The organism is Niveispirillum sp. FG156, from assembly GCF_057809555.1.
Genome location: NZ_JBMDKE010000024.1, coordinates 62,660 through 78,321, shown reverse-complemented (window position 1 = coordinate 78,321; position 15,662 = coordinate 62,660). Strand labels below are relative to the sequence as shown.

Sequence of the window (15,662 nt, the reverse complement as noted above, 5' to 3'; positions counted from 1 at the left end):
TTACCACCGACGTTCGAATTTCTTGCGCAGCCAGATGGCGGCACCGTTCATCAGGATCAGGAAGGCCAGCAGCACAAGGATGGCGGCCGAGGTCAGTTCGACAAAGCCGCGTTCCGGCTTGTCCGACCACATGAAAATCTGCACCGGCAGGACCGAGGAGCTGGCCAGCAGGCCGTCCGGGGCCGACGTGATGAAGGCGTTCATGCCGATCATCAGCAAGGGCGCCGTCTCACCCACGGCATGGGCCATGCCGATGATGGTGCCCGTCATGATGCCCGGCATGGCCAGCGGCAGCACATGGTGCATCACCGTCTGCAGGCGCGAGGCGCCCATGCCCAGCGCTGCCTCCCGGATCGAGGGCGGAACCGCCTTCAATGCCGCGCGGCTGGCGATGATGATGGTGGGCAGCACCAGCAGGCCCAGCACCAGACCACCGACCAGCGGGGCAGAGCGCGGCATGCCGAAGAAGTTGAGGAATACCGCCAGACCCAGGAGACCGAACACGATGGAGGGCACGGCCGCCAGATTGTTGATATTGACCTCAATGATCTCGGTCAGCCGGTTCTTCGGCGCGAACTCTTCCAGATAGACGGCCGCTGCAACACCGATGGGCAAGGCCGTGAACAGGGTCACCGCCATGGTCAGCAAGGTGCCGACCGCCGCCCCCAGCAGGCCTGCCAGCTCGGGATAATTGCTGTCGCTGGCGGTAAAGAAGGTGGTGTTGAAGGCCGACCGCACGTCGCCGCGCTGTTCCAGGCTGTCGAACCAGGCCAGCTGCTTGTCGTTGATCGGACGCTCCACCTCCGGCAGGGTGCGGTCGATGCCGCCCTTGACGATCTGGTTGATGCCGTCCGATGCTGGCAGCCAGACCTCGATCGTCTGACCGACCAGGGACGGGTCGCTGTCCAGCATCTTGCCCAGGCGCACACCGGCCACCGGGCTGACCAGACCGCGCACGTCGCGCTTCTCCGTCCGGCCCGTAACCTCCGGGAACTCCTTGTACAGCGCGTCGGACACCAGGGTCTGGAACGCGCCACGGTCCCATTCGGCCGGGTTGCCTGTGCCCTGCGGGTCGATGGTGGCGGGGTCGATAGTGACCGCCAGCTTCACCTCTGTCTGGAAGAAGGCCGAGGTGCCTTCCTTCAGCAGGGTCGACAGCAGGATGACCAGCATCGAGCAGGCGAACAGGATGGCCAGGATGCCATAGAGGCGGAAGCGGCGTTCGGCGGCATAGCGCGCCTTCAGTCGCTTGGTGGCGGCGTCGCCGGTGTGGAGGGACACGGGCATGGCTGTGTGCATCGGCTCTGCGATCTCAGTCATATTTTTCCCGGTATTTCTGGACGATGCGGAGGGCAATGACGTTCAGCGCCAGGGTCACCAGGAACAGGACCAGACCCAGGGCGAAGACCGACAGCGTCTTGGCGCTGTCAAACTCCTGGTCACCGACCAGGATGGACTTGATCTGCACCGTTACCGTCGTGACGCTGGCCAGCGGGTTCAGGGTCAGGCTGGCCTGCAGGCCGGCGGCCATCACCACGATCATCGTCTCGCCGATGGCGCGGCTGACAGCCAGCAGCATGGCGCCGACGATGCCGGGCAAGGCGGCGGGCATGACCACCTGCTTGATGGTTTCCGACTTGGTGGCACCCAGACCGTAGGACCCGTCACGCAGCGACTGCGGCACCGCATTGATCACGTCATCGGCCAGCGAGGACACGAAGGGCACGATCATGATGCCCATGACCACACCGGCGGCCAGCGCGCTTTGCGAGGAGATGGGAATGCCCAGCGCCGCACCGACATCGCGGATGAAGGGCGCCACCGTCAGGATGGCGAAGAAGCCGTAGACCACGGTGGGCACGCCGGCCAGGATCTCCAGCACCGGCTTCACCAGACCGCGCACCCGCTTGGGCGCATATTCGGACAGGTAGATGGCCGACATCAGGCCGACCGGGGCCGCCACGATCATGGCGATAGTGGCGATCAGCAGGGTACCGGTGAATAGCGGGATGGCACCGAAGGCACCGGACGACCCCACCTGATCGGCACGGATCGCCGTCTGCGGCGACCATTGCAGGCCGAACAGGAACTCGGTGATCGGCACCTTGGTGAAGAAGCGGATGCTCTCGAACAGCAGCGACAGCACGATACCGACCGTCGTCAGCACCGCGATGGTGGAGCAGAGCACCAGCAGCAGCGTGACGATGCGCTCGACATTGTTGCGCGCCCGGAATTCCGGCCCGATCTTCGACCAGGTGAAGGCCAGCGCGCCACCGGCCAGCGCCAGCACGGCACCGAACAGGGTCCAGTCGGCCAGCCCGCGCAGCTGCGACAGGTGGCTGGCAGCCGGATTGATGGCGTCGATGACGCTCGGGTTCACATACTGCGCCTGTCCGATGGCCAGATTGCCGATATTGATCAGCAGAAGCTGGCGGTGCGTCTGGCTCAGGGCCGAGGCGCCATCGGCGATGGTGGGCAGCAGCGTTTCCAGCTCCGCCGGGGCCAGCATGACGCGCGCCCAAGCTTCCAACTGTTCCGGCGACATGGCCGACAGCACCATCCAGTCCATGACGGCGCCACGCAGCGCCAGCCAGGCCAGGATCAGCACCAGGGCGGGAAGACCGGCCCACAGCGCCATGTAGGAGCCGTAATAAGTGGGGACGGAGTGCAGATTGGCGATGCGCCCGCCGGCCACGGCCACGGCCCGGTTGCGCCCCAGCCAGAATCCGGCCAGCGACAGGAACAACAGGACGGCTACGGTCAAGGTGACTGACATGTGGTTCGATCCGCCGCTGTCAGGGGGAGGGTTACCGGTTACGGCAAACCGGCGGCATCAGGTCTGACGCCGCCGGTTCCGCCATCTGCTTATACACCGGGCCGGTGCAGCTGTCCTGCGCCGGCCCGGTATTGCACATTACGAAGCCGGCTTGGCCATCGGGGTCAGCTTCAGCGCGGCGGCCTCGGAGACCTTGCGCTTGTCGGCCGGCAGCGGCACCAGGCCCTTGTCGGCCAGGTAGCCTTCATCACCCATGGCGCGTTCCGACGCGTACTCGGCCAGGAATTCCTTCAGGCCGGGGATCACGCCGAAATGCTGGTTCTTGAAGTACACGAACAGCGGGCGGGAGATCGGGTACTGACCGGAAGCGATGGTCTCGTACTTCGGCTCCACGCCGTTGATGGTCAGGCCATGCAGCTTGTCCTGGTTCTCTTCCAGGTAGCTGTAGCCGAAGATGCCGAAGGCGTTCGGGTTAGCCTGCAGGCGCTGCACGATCACATTGTCGTTCTCGCCGGCTTCGACATAGGCGCCATCCTCACGGACGGTCTTGCAGACGGCGGCGTGACGGGTGGCGTCCAGGGCCTTGATGGCCGGGAATTCCTTGCAGCCCGGCTCCATCACCAGCTCGACCCAGGCGTCGCGGGTACCCGACGTCGGCGGCGGGCCCAGCACTTCGATCTCGATGGCCGGCAGGGAGGCGTCGACATCCTTCCAGGTCTTGTACGGGTTGCGAACGATCTGGCCGTTCACTTCCACTTCCTTGGCCAAGGCGGCGAACAGCTGGGCCTTGGTCACGTTGAAGGGCTTGCCCTTCTTGGACTGCACGAAGCCGATGCCGTCATAGCCGATGACCAGCTCGGTGATCTGCTCGACGCCGTTCTTCTGGCAGGTGTCATACTCGCTGGCCTTCATGGCGCGCGAGGCGCCCGTGGCGTCCGGGAAATCGGCGCCGATGCCGGAGCAGAACAGCTTCATGCCGCCGCCGGTGCCCGTCGATTCCAGGATCGGAGCGCCGAACTTCGTGGTCTGGCCGAAGCGCTCGACAACCGTGGAGGTGAAGGGGAACACCGTGGAGGAGCCGACGATGCGGATCTGGTCGCGGGCAGCGGCAGCGCCGGCCAGGCCGACGAAGGAAACAGCGCCGATAACGGCGGCGAGGACGAGCTTCTTGGTGGTCACGACAAGGGCCTCCGGTTAACTGGGCGGCTCACGGACTAGGCCCTGGCATCCCGTGATGCCTGCCTTCACCCTGTGGCCATGTCCCTGCTGGGTGCCGGGACCATAGCTGCGCTGCGAGACGCAAATACTACATCTACGTTACAGTTCCATGACACCGGCCCCGAAACCGCGCCGCCGCCACCCGCGATACAGTTGCGTTACACATTGGCCATTGGCAGCCGCCACAGAGTCCTTCACCATTGAAATTGCAGGGAAATTTCACTTTTGCAAGGAACTGGATATGGGTTTTTCGGACAAGAACCGGCGCAAGACCGGCACGCTGGCGCGCACCTTCGGGGCGCTGACCTGCGCAACATTCATGACATTGCCGGTCTGGGCACAAAGCCACCCGGCCCAGGCCGTGATGGACGCCGACCGCGCCTTCGCGGCCCGCGCCAAGGAGGTGGGTCCGGGCAAGGCCTTCGCCGAATATGCGGAGACGCGGGTGCTGATGCTGAACGATCCCGTGCCCGGCACGGACGCCAGCGCCCTGACGACCCTTTTCGGCACGGATCTGGAGATAGACTGGGGGCCGATGGATGGTGCCGTGTCGGCTGATGGCACCCTGGGCTACACCTGGGGCAAGGCCCGCTATTACAAGCTGAAGCCCGACGGCACCAAGGAGGAGCTGCCCCCCTCCCGCTATGTCAGCATCTGGCGCAAGCAGAAGGACGGGTCCTGGAAATTCATGGCCGATGGCGGCCTGAACGCGCCGGAGGCCAAGGAATTCCTGGCAAAGAAGAAGGCGGAAAAGGAAGCGGCGGAGAAGAAGTAGGGGGGCTTACCCTCACCCTCCCAAACGCTGACGCGTTCGGGCCCCTCCCTCTCCCGCAAGCGGGCGAGGGGCAAAACTTCACCCCTCGCCCACGAACGTGGGAGAGGGAGGGGCCCAGGCCCATCAGGGCCTGGGAGGGTGAGGGAACAAGGCCGCCGCTGCCCCTACCCCACCTCCCGCTCAACAACCTTCACCGCCTTGGCCGCCGGCAGCATCACGGTAAAGGTGCTGCCCTTGCCCACCTCGCTGTCGATGATCAGGCGGCCACGGTGGCGGTTGACGATATGCTTCACGATGGCCAGCCCCAGCCCGGTGCCGCCCAGCGCGCGCGACCGGGCGGGATCCACGCGATAGAATCGCTCCGTCAGGCGCGGCAGATGGGTGCGGGCGATGCCATCGCCCCGGTCGGTGACGGCCACCATCACCGCCGGCCCGCGCACCGTGCCCGCCTTGCCCTGGGTGGAGGCGGTGACGGCCACCGTCACTTCCGTCTGTTCCTTGCCATACTTGATGGCATTGTCGATCAGGTTCTGGAACACCTGGGACAGCTGATCCTCGTCCCCCACGACCGGCGGCAGGCTGTCGGGCTGTTCCAGCTTCAGCTTCACCTTGCGTGACGCGGCGCGCAGTTCCAGCGTGGCGGCCACATTACGCACGATCTTGGCCACATCCACCTGTTCGGTGGGCGGCGAATGCTCATCCATCTCGATCCGTGACAGCGACAGCAGATCATTGACCAGCCGCGACATGCGGTTGGACTGATCGAACATGATGCCCAGGAAGCGTTCATGCGCCGCCGCATCATCCTTGGCCGGTCCGCGCAGCGTCTCAATGAAGCCGATCAAGGCCGCCAGCGGCGTGCGTAGCTCATGACTGGCATTGGCCACGAAATCGGCCCGCATCTGCTCGGACCGTTTCAGGACCGTGATGTCATGCAGCGTTAGCAGCACCAGCAGCGGCCCGTCTTCCCCCGGCGGGCGGAACGGCTTGACCCGCGCCTGCAATGTGCGCTCCACCGGTACGGGCAGCAGCACCTCCACCGTGCGCGACGCCCCACCGGCCAGCACGGCCTCGGCGGCCTCCAGCAGGCTGGGCGTGCGCACCGAACTGGCCAGATCGCGGTCCAGCAGCCGGTCACCGAACAGCTTGCACGCCGCCTGGTTGGCGCGCCGCACCTCGCGGCCTGGCCCCAGCAGGATGACCGGGTCATGCAACTGGTCGATCACCGCCTCGAACAGGCCGGCCCGGCCCGCATCCTTGCTTTCCCGGTCCAGCCAGCCCTGATGCGCCCGTGCCATGGCCGACGCGATGAACTCCGCCGTGACACTGTCCACCGACGGGGGCGGCAGGGGGGTCGACGCGTCCCCCAGAAGCTCCGCATAATCGGTCAGGCGGCGCGTATCGGTCTGGATCATGCGCAGGATGGCCACCGCCACCACGACATTGACCAGCAGCGCCGGCAGCGCCACCCCGGCATCGACATGCCCCGCCAGCAGCAAGGCCAGCAGGATGGCCGCCGTCGGCCCGACCAGCGCCACGCCGATCAGCACGAACCGAACCGGCCGCACCTCATACCACCGCATCTGTCCCTGCCATTCTTATCATTTCCCTCCCGCCATAGAGCGGGACCGGAGGAGATAACATTGCCGCAGGGCCAGGGTAACAGCATCACGGAAACTTAATAATTGACATCACCGACTGTCACAATTGACGAGGTGTCAACTCTAGTGCACATTATTCCGGTGATCGACATACGCGAAACCCCGCAATTCTCCGACTGGCTGCGCGCCTTGCGTGACGAGCGGGCCAAGGCCCGGATCAAGGTCCGTATCCTGCGCATGGCCGAGGGTAATCCAGGTGATGTCCGCCCTGTCGAACAAGGCGTCAGTGAAATGCGGATTGATTACGGCCCTGGCTACCGCGTCTACTTCACGCAGCGGGGCGGAGTGCTGGTCATCCTGCTGTGCGGTGGTGACAAGTCTTCACAAGTCAGAGATATCGCCGCCGCGCAGCGCCTGTCCGCCAGCCTGCCACCGGCCCTGGAGAAGCCCGATGCCTGAACTCAGCGATCTGAAGCCCTTCGACGCCGCCAGTTATCTGGAAACACCAGAGGATATCGCCGCCTTTCTGGAGGCAGCGGCGGAAGAGGACGACCCTGCCTTCCTGATCCGCGCCCTGGGCATCGCCGCCCGCTCTCGCGGCATGGTGAAACTGGCGCGCGAAAGTGGGATCAGCCGGGAGGGGCTTTACAAGGCGTTGGGAGAGGATGGGAACCCCACCCTCTCCACCTTGATGGCCGTTGCCAAGGCCCTCGATCTTCGCCTCGCGTTCGTCCCGCGCGGTTAACTCACCGCGCCAAACTGTCATGCGCAGCCATGATGGCCGCCGTGGTCAGCTCATTCACCGTGGCGCCCATCTGCACCACCTGCACCGGCTTATCCATGCCGATCAGCAGCGGGCCGATCAGGTTGCCGCCGCCGAACTTGTGCAGCAGCTTGGCCCCGATATTGGCCGCGTGCAGCGCCGGCATGATCAGCACATTGGCCGCCCCTGACAGGCGCGCGAACGGGTACAGGCGCTTCATCAGATCGTAATCAAGCGCCGTATCCGCCGACATCTCACCGTCATATTCGAAATCGACCTTGCGCTTGTCCATCAGCGACACGGCTTCGCGCACATGGGCGGCGCGGTCGCGCATGGGCTGGCCGAAATTGCTGAAGGACAGGAAGGCGACGCGCGGTTCATGGCCCATCTGGCGGGCCATGCGCGCCGACTGGATGGCGATATCGGCCAGTTGTTCGGGTGTCGGGCGTTCATGCACGGTGGTGTCGGAGATGAAGACGGTACGTTTGCGCGTGGCCAGCACCGACAGGCCGAACACGATATGGTCGGGCTGCGGGTCGATCACCCGCTCGATATCCTCAAAGCTGACGGCGAAGGACCGGGTCAGGCCCGTCACCATGGCGTCGGCATCGCCCGTGGCCACCATGCAGGCGGCAAAGACATTGCGGTTCTGGTTGACCCAGCGCTGACAATCGCGATGCAGATGGCCACGCCGTTGCAGGCGCTTGTAGAGGAAATCGGTATAGCGCTCGATATTCGGCGCACCGAAACGGGCATTCTGGATATCCAGCGGCTCCACCCCCGACAGGCCCAGACTGGCCAGCTTTTCCTGCACCACATTCTCGCGCCCGATCAGGACCGGGTGGCCGAACCCGCCGGAGCGGTAGGCGATGGCGGCGCGGATGGCCCGCTCCTCCTCGCCCTCGGCAAACACCACGCGGCGCGGGCTGCTGCGCAGCTTGTCGGCGATCAACTGCAAACTGTCCGCCGTGGGGTCCAGGCGCAGGCGAAGGCTGCGGCGATATTCATCCATATCGACAATGGGCTTGCGCGCCACGCCCGTATCCATGGCCGCCTGGGCCACGGCGGCGGGAATGGTGGAGATCAGGCGCGGGTCGAACGGCACCGGGATAATATATTCGGGACCATAGCGCAGGCGACGACCGGAATAGGCGGCATCCACCTCGTCCGGCACATCCTCGCGCGCCAGGGCCGCCAGCGCGCGGGCAGCGGCGATCTTCATCTGGTCATTGATGGTGCTGGCCCGCACGTCCAGGGCGCCGCGGAAAATATAGGGAAAGCCCAAGACGTTGTTGACCTGATTGGGATAATCCGACCGGCCCGTCGCCACGATGGCATCGTCACGCACCTGCCGCACCTCCTCCGGCGTGATCTCCGGATCGGGGTTGGCCAGCGCGAAGATGATGGGGTTCTTGGCCATGGACTTAACCATGGCGGGCGTCATGGCCCCCTTGGCCGACAGGCCCACGAACACGTCCGACCCGGCGACCGCATCGGCCAGCGAACGGGCGTCGGTCACCACCGCATGCGCCGATTTCCACTGGTTCATGCCTTCGGCCCTGCCCTTCCAGACCACGCCCTTGGTATCGCACAGCATGATATTGCCATGCGGGATGCCCATGGATTTGAACAGCTCGGCACAGGCGATGGCCGCCGCACCGGCACCATTGATGACCAGCCTGGTTTCCTTAATGTCGCGACCCGTCATTTCCAGGGCGTTGAACAGGCCGGCGGCGGCGATGATGGCGGTACCATGCTGATCATCATGGAAGACGGGAATATCCATCAATTCGCGCAGGCGCTGTTCGATGATGAAACAGTCCGGGGCCTTGATATCTTCCAGGTTGATGCCGCCGAAGCTGGGACCCAGATAGCGGACGGAATTGATGAATTCCTCCACGTCGCGGGTATCGACCTCCAGATCGATGCCATCGACATCGGCAAAGCGCTTGAACAGGACGGCCTTGCCCTCCATCACCGGCTTGGACGCCAGCGCCCCCAGATCGCCCAGGCCCAGAACGGCGGTGCCGTTGGAGATGACGGCGACGATATTGCCCTTGGCCGTATAATCATAGGCCGTGGAAGGGTCGGCATGGATGCGCAGGCAGGGTGCCGCCACCCCCGGCGAATAGGCCAGCGACAGGTCCCGCTGTGTGGCCATCGGCTTGGTGGGGGTGATTTCCAGCTTACCGGGGCGCCCGCTGCTGTGCAGCAACAGGGCTTCTTCATCGGTAATGCGCTTGTCGATACCGGCCATTTTCCCAACATTCCTCTTTTATGTCCCGCCCAGCGCCCCCGCCGGTACGGATTTGTGCGTTGACGCGTATCGTAACGACCGAATGCTACCGTTTCCAGACCCATCACGTTGCGAAAGTGACGCAACAGCCGACGGCACGCCCCTTGGCTTGCCCGGAACGGCATCGGGTGCGATACTCGCTGCCATGGAACAGGCCGGTTCGATCTTCGACGATGTGGATGAGGCGCGTAAGACACGCGCCATCGCCGAGGCACGCGCCGACGTCGCCGCCGGTCGCGTCGTGTCCCATGCCGTGGTCGGACAATGGCTGCTAAAACTGGCCGACGCCCTGGAACGCGGCGAAGCTTTGCCCCCCGCCCCCCGCTCAGGCGTGCCCCGGTGACATTGGTCACCTGGACCGAAACCGCCATTGATGACATTCAGGCCCACGCGGCCTACATCGCGCAATTCAACCCTTACGCTGCCAGCCGCATCGTCAGACACCTTTTCACCGCCGGCAACAGTCTCTCCACCTTTCCCAAACGCGGCAAGGCCCGCGCCGATGGCACGCGCGAACTGGCCGTCGTGCATCCCTATGTCCTGGTCTATGACATCGCGGAGGATGAAGTCCGCATCCTGCGCGTCTGGCACGGAGCGCAGGACCGGGGATAGGGCATTGTTGCTGGCAACAATACTTGGTGCCATATTGATTTAATGACGGAGACTGCGACATCCATCTTCGACGATGTAGACGAGGCGCGTAAGGCACGCGCCATCGAAGAGGCACGCGCCGACGTCGCCACCGGTCGCGTCGTGTCCCATGCCCTGGTCGGACAATGGCTGGAGCGCATGGCAAAGGATGAAAGGCCCCCGCCGCCCTACTCCCACACCTTGCCCCGTCAGATTTGCGGCTGAAACCGCCCGTAGGTCAGGTCGAGGGCAAAGCCCGAGCCCTGACATCTCATAGGCGCTGTCGTTCGTCAGGGCTCGCTTCGCTCGACCTGACCTACGCCCATGGACTGTTGAGCTTGAGAAAATCTGCCTCCCCGGCGAAGGCCGGGGCCCAGGGGTCACAGGCTCAAACCTCGACGCTGCGTTGATCGACGCTGCTGATCGGTCGGAAGCTCGGCCCCTGGGCCCCGGCCTTCGCCGGGGAGGCAATCTATGAGTTCCAATGGGGTAGAAAGACCATGCCCTGAATCTCAACACACTATGGTCCCTGAGGACTAGAGATGAATCCGGGACGCCCCCTCAAACCACAATATTCAACAATGTCCCGCGCACGCCCGTGGTCAACGGCTGGTTGACGCCCAGCGGCTGTGCCGTCAGGCCGGCCTTGGCCGCGTCTTCCTGTGCCCGCTCAAAGGGCGATTGATTGCCCTTGGTGGGGTCCAGGCCGCGTTTGGCCAACGCCACGTCGGCGCAGCTTTCGCAGCGATATCCATTGACCATCTCCATGGAGACAGCCTGTCACGGATCGGTGGCTTTGTCTTGAACGCCCTCTCGCCCGGCGCGCCCGCATGCACTATCTTCGCCAGCGACGCCCGGCAAACGGGGCGCGAAGCAAAAGAGGAAAACATGGCAGTTTCGGACATTGAGGCAAAAGCGGGCGGTGGCATTCTGGGGGCGATTGAACGGGTGGGGAACCGGTTGCCCGATCCGGCCACCCTGTTCCTGATCGCCATCGCCATTCTGGTGGCACTGTCCGCCATCCTGTCGGGCATGGGCGTGTCGGCCATCCATCCCGGCACCGGCAAGGAACTGGTGGCCACCAATCTTCTGTCGGCGGACAATATCCGCCGCTTCCTGACCGATCTGCCCACCATTTTCGCCAGCTTCCCGCCCCTGGCCGTGGTTCTGCTCTGTGTCATGGGTGTGGGTGTCGCGGAGAAGACGGGCCTGATCGGCGTCTCGCTGGGCGCCCTGGTCCGCGCCGTCCCGAAAAGCCTGCTGACCCTGATCGTGGTCTTTGCCGGTGTGCAGTCCAGCATGGCGACCGATGCCGGTTATGTCGTGCTGATCCCGCTGGCCGGGATGCTGTTCCACACATCCGGCCGCCACCCTATCGCCGGCATCGCGGCGGCCTTTGCCGGCGTGTCGGGGGGCTTTTCCTCCAACTTGCTGGTCACCTCGCTCGACCCGCTGCTGGGCGGGATCAGTACCGCGGCGGCCCGTCTGGTTGACCCGAGTTATGAGGTGCTGGCCACCGCCAACTGGTATCTGATGGCAGCCTTCGTGCCCCTGTTCACCATCATCGGCACGGTGGTCACCGAACGGCTGATCGAACCGCGATTGATGCGGACGGCCCCGGTTGCCGCCGGCCTGACCATTGCCGACGACGCGCCCAGCGCCGAACAGCAGGCCAATGAGAAGCGCGGCCTGCGCTATGCCGGCCTTGCCATCATGGCCATCACCGCCCTGTTCGGCGTGGCCGTCGTGCCGGAGGGCGCCATCCTGCGCGACGCCAACGGCACCGTCGAACCCTTCCTGCGCGGCATCGTGGCGGTCCTGTTCATCAGCTTCCTGCTGATCGGCATCGCCTATGGCATCGGCGCCCGCATCATCCGCAATGACCGCGATGTCGTGAAGATGATGAGCCAGTCCATGTCCGATATGGGCGGCTATATCGTGCTGGCCTTCTGCTGCGCGGTGTTCATTGCGCTGTTCGGCTGGTCCAACCTGGGCGGCATCCTGGCCGTCAATGGAGCTGCCTTCCTGAAGGAGGCGGGCTTCACGGGCCTGCCGCTGCTGATCGCCATCATCATCGTCTCGGCCCTGATCAATATCCTGATCGGCAGCGCATCCGCCAAATGGGCCATCCTGGGGCCGGTGATGGTGCCGATGCTGATGCTGCTGGGCATCACGCCGGAGGCGACGCAGGCGGCCTACCGGGTGGGGGACAGCTTCACCAATCCGATCACGCCGCTTCTGCCCTATTTCCCGCTGATCCTGATCATGTGTCAGCGTTATGTGCCCAGCTTTGGCATCGGATCGCTGCTGGCCACCATGCTGCCGCTGGCCCTATGGATGGGTATCGGCGCGGTGGCGCTGTTCAGTGGCTGGTATCTGGCGGAACTGCCGCTGGGTCCGGGCGCCTTTGTCCATATGCCGGCGGGGTCCTGATGATCCCTGCACCTGACAGCTGGGTCACCCCCTGCCCGCCCGACCGTGGCGGGGGTCTGTGGGTGGAACCGGGCGGCTTCCATGTCGACCCGACCCGTGCTGTCGACCGCGCGGTGATCACCCATGGCCATTCCGACCATGCACGGCCAGGGCATGCCCATGTCCTGGCCACGCAAGGCACGCTCGCCATCATGCGGGCGCGCCTGGGCGATGGGGCGGGGGCCGCGCAACAGCCCCTGCCCTATCACCAGCCGATCCGGATCGGTGAGGTGACTGTGCGGTTCGTGCCCGCCGGCCATGTGCTGGGGTCGGCGCAGGTGGTGATGGAATGGCGGGGCAGCCGGGTGGTGGTGTCGGGCGATTACAAGCGCCGCTTTGATCCCACCTGCGCGCCTTTTGAGCCCGTCCCCTGCGATGCGTTCATTACAGAGGCCACCTTTGGCCTGCCCGTCTTCCGCCACCCGCCGGTGGAGGGCGAGATCGCCCGTCTGCTGCACACGCTGTCGGTCTTCCCGGAACGCACCATCGTTGTCGGCTGCTACGCCCTGGGCAAGTGCCAGCGCCTGATCGCGGAGCTGCGCCGCGCCGGCTACGACCGTCCGCTCTATCTGCACGGCGCCCATCTGCCGCTCTGTGCGCTCTATCAAGAACAGGGCGTAGAGCTTGGCGACCTGCGCCCCGCGACGGTGGCCGATGCGTCTTCCATGCGCGGCGGCATCGTCCTGGCCCCGCCATCGGCCATGGCCGACAAATGGCTGCGCCGGATGCCGGACCCGCTGCCCGCCTATGCGTCGGGCTGGATGCGGGTGCGAGCGCGCGCCCGGCAGCATGGGGTGGAACTGCCCCTGATCGTCTCCGACCATGCCGATTGGGATGAGCTGTGCCAGACCGTGACCGACGTGTCGCCGGGTGAGCTGTGGGTCACCCATGGCAGCGAAGAAGCGCTTGTCCATTGGGCCACGACCCAGGGCGTGAAGGCCAAGCCCCTGCATCTGGTTGGCCGGGGTGAGGAGGAATGAGGTCCATCGTTCCCTCACCCTCCCATCGCTTGGCAGCGATGGGCCCCTCCCTCTCCCACTGTCGTGGGCGAGGGCTGGAAATTATTGGGTTTGCCCCTCGCCCGCCTGCGGGAGAGGGAGGGGCCTGTCGGCGTCAGCCGGTGGGAGGGTGAGGGAACCACGCCCATGCAAGCCTTCGCCACCCTCCTTGACGCGCTCGCCTATATGCCGTCCCGCAACGGCAAGCTGCGCATGATCGCCGATTACCTGGACCATGCGCCCGATCCCGACCGCGGCTATGGCCTGGCGGCGCTGACCGGCGACCTGTCCTTCAGCGCCGCCAAGGCCGGGATGGTCAAGGAACTGGTGGCCACCCGTGTTGACCAGGCCCTGTTCGCCTGGTCCTATGATTTCGTGGGCGATCTGGCCGAAACCGTGGCCCTGATCTGGCCCGCACCACCGGGCATCAACCATCCCCCGCCGGGACTGGCAGAGGTGGTGGAGGGGCTTTCCAGCGCCAAGCGCGGCACCGTCCCCGCCCTGCTGTCCGGCTGGCTGGACAGCCTTGACGCCACGGGCCGCTGGGCGCTGTTGAAGCTGATCACGGGCGGGTTGCGTATCGGCGTGTCGGCCCGCATGGCCAAGACTGCCCTGGTCGACTGGGCCAATGCCAGGGGCGTTGAGGCCAGCGTAGAACAGGTGGAGGAGTTGTGGCACGGCCTGTCCCCGCCCTACGCCCCCCTGTTCGACTGGCTGACGGGCAAAGCGGAAAAGCCGGGCGTCAGCGACACGGGCGGCTTCCGCCCCATGATGCTGGCCCACCCGCTGGAAGAAAGCGACATCCAGGCCCTGAACCCCGGCGATTACCGGGCCGAATGGAAATGGGACGGGATCAGGGTACAGCTTGTGGCGCGCGGCACGCCGGACAAGGCCCGCATCTACAGCCGCACCGGGGATGAGATTGCCGGGGCCTTCCCCGACGTGGCATCCCAGATGGGTTTCCATGCCGTTCTGGATGGCGAATTGCTGGTGGCGCGTGATGGCCGCATCGCGCCCTTCAACGATTTGCAGCAGCGCCTGAACCGCAAGCGGGTGACGGCGGCAATGCTACGTGATTTCCCCGCCTTCGTGCGGGTCTATGACCTGCTGTTCGATGGGGCCGCGGACCTGCGCGCCGTGCCCTTCGACGAACGCCGCCGCCGGCTGGAACATTGGTTCGCCCGCACCCGCCCATTGGCCATGGACCTGTCGCCCCTTGTCCCCTTTACCGATTGGGACCACCTGTCCCATCTGCGCCTGTCGGCCCGCGATCAGGGGGTGGAGGATGGTTCCATCGAAGGGCTGATGCTGAAACGCGGCGACAGCGCCTATGTCGGTGGCCGCCCCAAGGGCCCCTGGTTCAAGTGGAAGCGCGGGCCATTGACGGCGGATTGCGTGCTGATGTACGCCCAGCGTGGGCATGGCAAGCGGTCCAGCTTCTACAGCGACTATACATTCGGCGCGTGGCGCGGTACGCCTGGAGAGGGCGGAGAGCTGGTGCCCGTCGGCAAGGCCTATTCCGGCTTCACCGATGCGGAACTGGCGGAGATCGACCGCTGGGTGCGCAACCACACCACCAACCGTTTCGGTCCCGTGCGGGAGGTGGAACACGGCCTGGTGTTTGAGGTGGCGTTCGACAGCGTCCATCGCTCCACAAGGCACAAGAGCGGAATCGCCATGCGCTTTCCCCGCATTTCGCGGCTGCGCTGGGACAAGCCGGCGACAGAGGCTGACCGTTTGGACATTTTGGAAAGGATGGTGGTGGAATGGAACTGAAGCGGGCCTGGTCGGCGGAGCCGACATCGGAAGAAACCACCCGCCGCCTGAAGATGGGCCGAACCACGACCCGGCTGGCCGGTCTGATCGCCGCCGGCATCGGCCTGTTGATCATTCCCGCCTGGATCAGCGGCATCGGCATGAATATCTTCAAGCTGGAAGAAAAGACCATCACCGTCTTCCCCTCGCTGCTGACCGAGGAGGAGGCAAAGGCCGAGACCGCGAAGGTGAAGCAGGAAGCCGAAGCCTTCCGCGAACAGAAGGCAACGGAAGAGAAGAAGCCGTGACGCCAGGGGCTGCCAATCCAGACCGAGCTTTCGTAGCGCGGATTAGCGAAGCGTAATCCGCGGAACAACG

Annotated in this window: 16 protein-coding genes; 10 read left to right on the top strand and 6 right to left on the bottom strand. The window is 65.0% G+C overall.

The window, feature by feature from the left end; all coding sequences use genetic code 11:
* From pstA to ACODSP_RS16495, 3 genes are all read right to left on the bottom strand, one after another.
* Nucleotides 1–1,320: a phosphate ABC transporter permease PstA gene (pstA, locus tag ACODSP_RS16505; RefSeq protein ID WP_488966653.1), complete on the bottom strand. Its 1,320-nt coding sequence runs from the start codon at nucleotides 1,318–1,320 to the stop codon at nucleotides 1–3.
* Complete coding sequence (pstC, locus tag ACODSP_RS16500) at nucleotides 1,313–2,776, bottom strand: phosphate ABC transporter permease subunit PstC (protein WP_488966652.1); 1,464 nt, start codon at nucleotides 2,774–2,776, stop codon at nucleotides 1,313–1,315. Before pstC ends, pstA begins: the two co-directional genes overlap by 8 nt.
* A 138-nt stretch (nucleotides 2,777–2,914) precedes the next feature.
* Nucleotides 2,915–3,955, bottom strand: a complete 1,041-nt coding sequence (locus tag ACODSP_RS16495; protein WP_488966651.1) for a substrate-binding domain-containing protein — start codon at nucleotides 3,953–3,955, stop codon at nucleotides 2,915–2,917.
* Nucleotides 3,956–4,235: 280 nt separating this feature from the next.
* On the opposite strand from ACODSP_RS16495, the gene ACODSP_RS16490 reads away from it, so the two are divergent.
* The gene (locus tag ACODSP_RS16490) at nucleotides 4,236–4,769 is read left to right on the top strand and encodes a Cif family virulence factor (protein WP_488966650.1); all 534 of its coding nucleotides are present in this window, start codon (nucleotides 4,236–4,238) and stop codon (nucleotides 4,767–4,769) included.
* 164 nt (nucleotides 4,770–4,933) lie between these two features.
* Here ACODSP_RS16490 and ACODSP_RS16485 read toward each other — a convergent pair whose 3' ends face one another.
* A complete protein-coding gene (locus tag ACODSP_RS16485) occupies nucleotides 4,934–6,352 on the bottom strand; it encodes an ATP-binding protein (RefSeq protein ID WP_488966649.1) in 1,419 nt (472 codons plus the stop codon).
* Between the two features lie 159 nt (nucleotides 6,353–6,511).
* Here ACODSP_RS16485 and ACODSP_RS16480 point away from each other — a divergent pair, with 159 nt between their 5' ends.
* Together ACODSP_RS16480 and ACODSP_RS16475 are read left to right on the top strand one after the other, a co-directional pair.
* Entirely contained in the window at nucleotides 6,512–6,829 is a 318-nt protein-coding gene (locus ACODSP_RS16480; RefSeq protein WP_488966648.1) for a type II toxin-antitoxin system RelE/ParE family toxin, read from the top strand.
* The gene (locus ACODSP_RS16475) at nucleotides 6,822–7,115 is read left to right on the top strand and encodes an addiction module antidote protein (protein WP_488966647.1); all 294 of its coding nucleotides are present in this window, start codon (nucleotides 6,822–6,824) and stop codon (nucleotides 7,113–7,115) included. Before ACODSP_RS16480 ends, ACODSP_RS16475 begins: the two co-directional genes overlap by 8 nt.
* Nucleotide 7,116: 1 nt before the next feature.
* Here ACODSP_RS16475 and ACODSP_RS16470 read toward each other — a convergent pair whose 3' ends face one another.
* Nucleotides 7,117–9,390, bottom strand: a complete 2,274-nt coding sequence (locus tag ACODSP_RS16470) for an NADP-dependent malic enzyme (RefSeq protein WP_488966646.1) — start codon at nucleotides 9,388–9,390, stop codon at nucleotides 7,117–7,119.
* Nucleotides 9,391–9,574: 184 nt separating this feature from the next.
* On the opposite strand from ACODSP_RS16470, the gene ACODSP_RS16465 reads away from it, so the two are divergent.
* From ACODSP_RS16465 to ACODSP_RS16455, 3 genes are read left to right on the top strand one after another with little or no spacing between them, the layout of a single operon-like run.
* Nucleotides 9,575–9,772, top strand: a complete 198-nt coding sequence (locus ACODSP_RS16465) for a hypothetical protein (protein WP_488966645.1) — start codon at nucleotides 9,575–9,577, stop codon at nucleotides 9,770–9,772.
* The gene (locus ACODSP_RS16460) at nucleotides 9,769–10,041 is read left to right on the top strand and encodes a type II toxin-antitoxin system RelE/ParE family toxin (protein WP_488966644.1); all 273 of its coding nucleotides are present in this window, start codon (nucleotides 9,769–9,771) and stop codon (nucleotides 10,039–10,041) included. The genes ACODSP_RS16465 and ACODSP_RS16460 overlap by 4 nt, the downstream gene beginning before the upstream one ends.
* Nucleotides 10,042–10,083: 42 nt before the next feature.
* Complete coding sequence (locus ACODSP_RS16455) at nucleotides 10,084–10,284, top strand: hypothetical protein (RefSeq protein WP_488966643.1); 201 nt, start codon at nucleotides 10,084–10,086, stop codon at nucleotides 10,282–10,284.
* Nucleotides 10,285–10,620: 336 nt separating this feature from the next.
* Here the strand turns inward: ACODSP_RS16455 and ACODSP_RS16450 are convergent, their stop codons facing one another.
* On the bottom strand, nucleotides 10,621–10,827 hold the full coding sequence (locus tag ACODSP_RS16450; RefSeq protein WP_488966642.1) for a hypothetical protein: 207 nt from the start codon (nucleotides 10,825–10,827) through the stop codon (nucleotides 10,621–10,623).
* 120 nt (nucleotides 10,828–10,947) lie between these two features.
* Between ACODSP_RS16450 and ACODSP_RS16445 the strand changes: the two genes are divergently transcribed.
* The 4 genes from ACODSP_RS16445 (at nucleotide 10,948) to ACODSP_RS16430 (ending at nucleotide 15,592) form a co-directional block, all read left to right on the top strand.
* Nucleotides 10,948–12,492: an AbgT family transporter gene (locus ACODSP_RS16445; protein WP_488966641.1), complete on the top strand. Its 1,545-nt coding sequence runs from the start codon at nucleotides 10,948–10,950 to the stop codon at nucleotides 12,490–12,492.
* Complete coding sequence (locus tag ACODSP_RS16440; protein ID WP_488966640.1) at nucleotides 12,492–13,511, top strand: ligase-associated DNA damage response exonuclease; 1,020 nt, start codon at nucleotides 12,492–12,494, stop codon at nucleotides 13,509–13,511. The genes ACODSP_RS16445 and ACODSP_RS16440 overlap by 1 nt, the downstream gene beginning before the upstream one ends.
* Nucleotides 13,512–13,676: 165 nt before the next feature.
* A complete protein-coding gene (locus ACODSP_RS16435; protein ID WP_488966639.1) occupies nucleotides 13,677–15,305 on the top strand; it encodes a cisplatin damage response ATP-dependent DNA ligase in 1,629 nt (542 codons plus the stop codon).
* Entirely contained in the window at nucleotides 15,296–15,592 is a 297-nt protein-coding gene (locus ACODSP_RS16430; RefSeq protein ID WP_488966638.1) for a hypothetical protein, read from the top strand. The genes ACODSP_RS16435 and ACODSP_RS16430 overlap by 10 nt, the downstream gene beginning before the upstream one ends.
* Nucleotides 15,593–15,662 lie beyond the last annotated feature (70 nt).

Coding starts and splice junctions, on each gene's coding strand:
- pstA (WP_488966653.1), bottom strand. CDS start 1,320: ATGACTGAGATCGCAGAGCCGATGCACACAGCCATGCCCGTGTCCCTC.
- pstC (WP_488966652.1), bottom strand. CDS start 2,776: ATGTCAGTCACCTTGACCGTAGCCGTCCTGTTGTTCCTGTCGCTGGCC.
- ACODSP_RS16490 (WP_488966650.1), top strand. CDS start 4,236: ATGGGTTTTTCGGACAAGAACCGGCGCAAGACCGGCACGCTGGCGCGC.
- ACODSP_RS16485 (WP_488966649.1), bottom strand. CDS start 6,352: ATGCGGTGGTATGAGGTGCGGCCGGTTCGGTTCGTGCTGATCGGCGTG.
- ACODSP_RS16475 (WP_488966647.1), top strand. CDS start 6,822: ATGCCTGAACTCAGCGATCTGAAGCCCTTCGACGCCGCCAGTTATCTG.
- ACODSP_RS16470 (WP_488966646.1), bottom strand. CDS start 9,390: ATGGCCGGTATCGACAAGCGCATTACCGATGAAGAAGCCCTGTTGCTG.
- ACODSP_RS16465 (WP_488966645.1), top strand. CDS start 9,575: ATGGAACAGGCCGGTTCGATCTTCGACGATGTGGATGAGGCGCGTAAG.
- ACODSP_RS16455 (WP_488966643.1), top strand. CDS start 10,084: ATGACGGAGACTGCGACATCCATCTTCGACGATGTAGACGAGGCGCGT.
- ACODSP_RS16450 (WP_488966642.1), bottom strand. CDS start 10,827: ATGGAGATGGTCAATGGATATCGCTGCGAAAGCTGCGCCGACGTGGCG.
- ACODSP_RS16445 (WP_488966641.1), top strand. CDS start 10,948: ATGGCAGTTTCGGACATTGAGGCAAAAGCGGGCGGTGGCATTCTGGGG.
- ACODSP_RS16440 (WP_488966640.1), top strand. CDS start 12,492: ATGATCCCTGCACCTGACAGCTGGGTCACCCCCTGCCCGCCCGACCGT.
- ACODSP_RS16435 (WP_488966639.1), top strand. CDS start 13,677: ATGCAAGCCTTCGCCACCCTCCTTGACGCGCTCGCCTATATGCCGTCC.
- ACODSP_RS16430 (WP_488966638.1), top strand. CDS start 15,296: ATGGAACTGAAGCGGGCCTGGTCGGCGGAGCCGACATCGGAAGAAACC.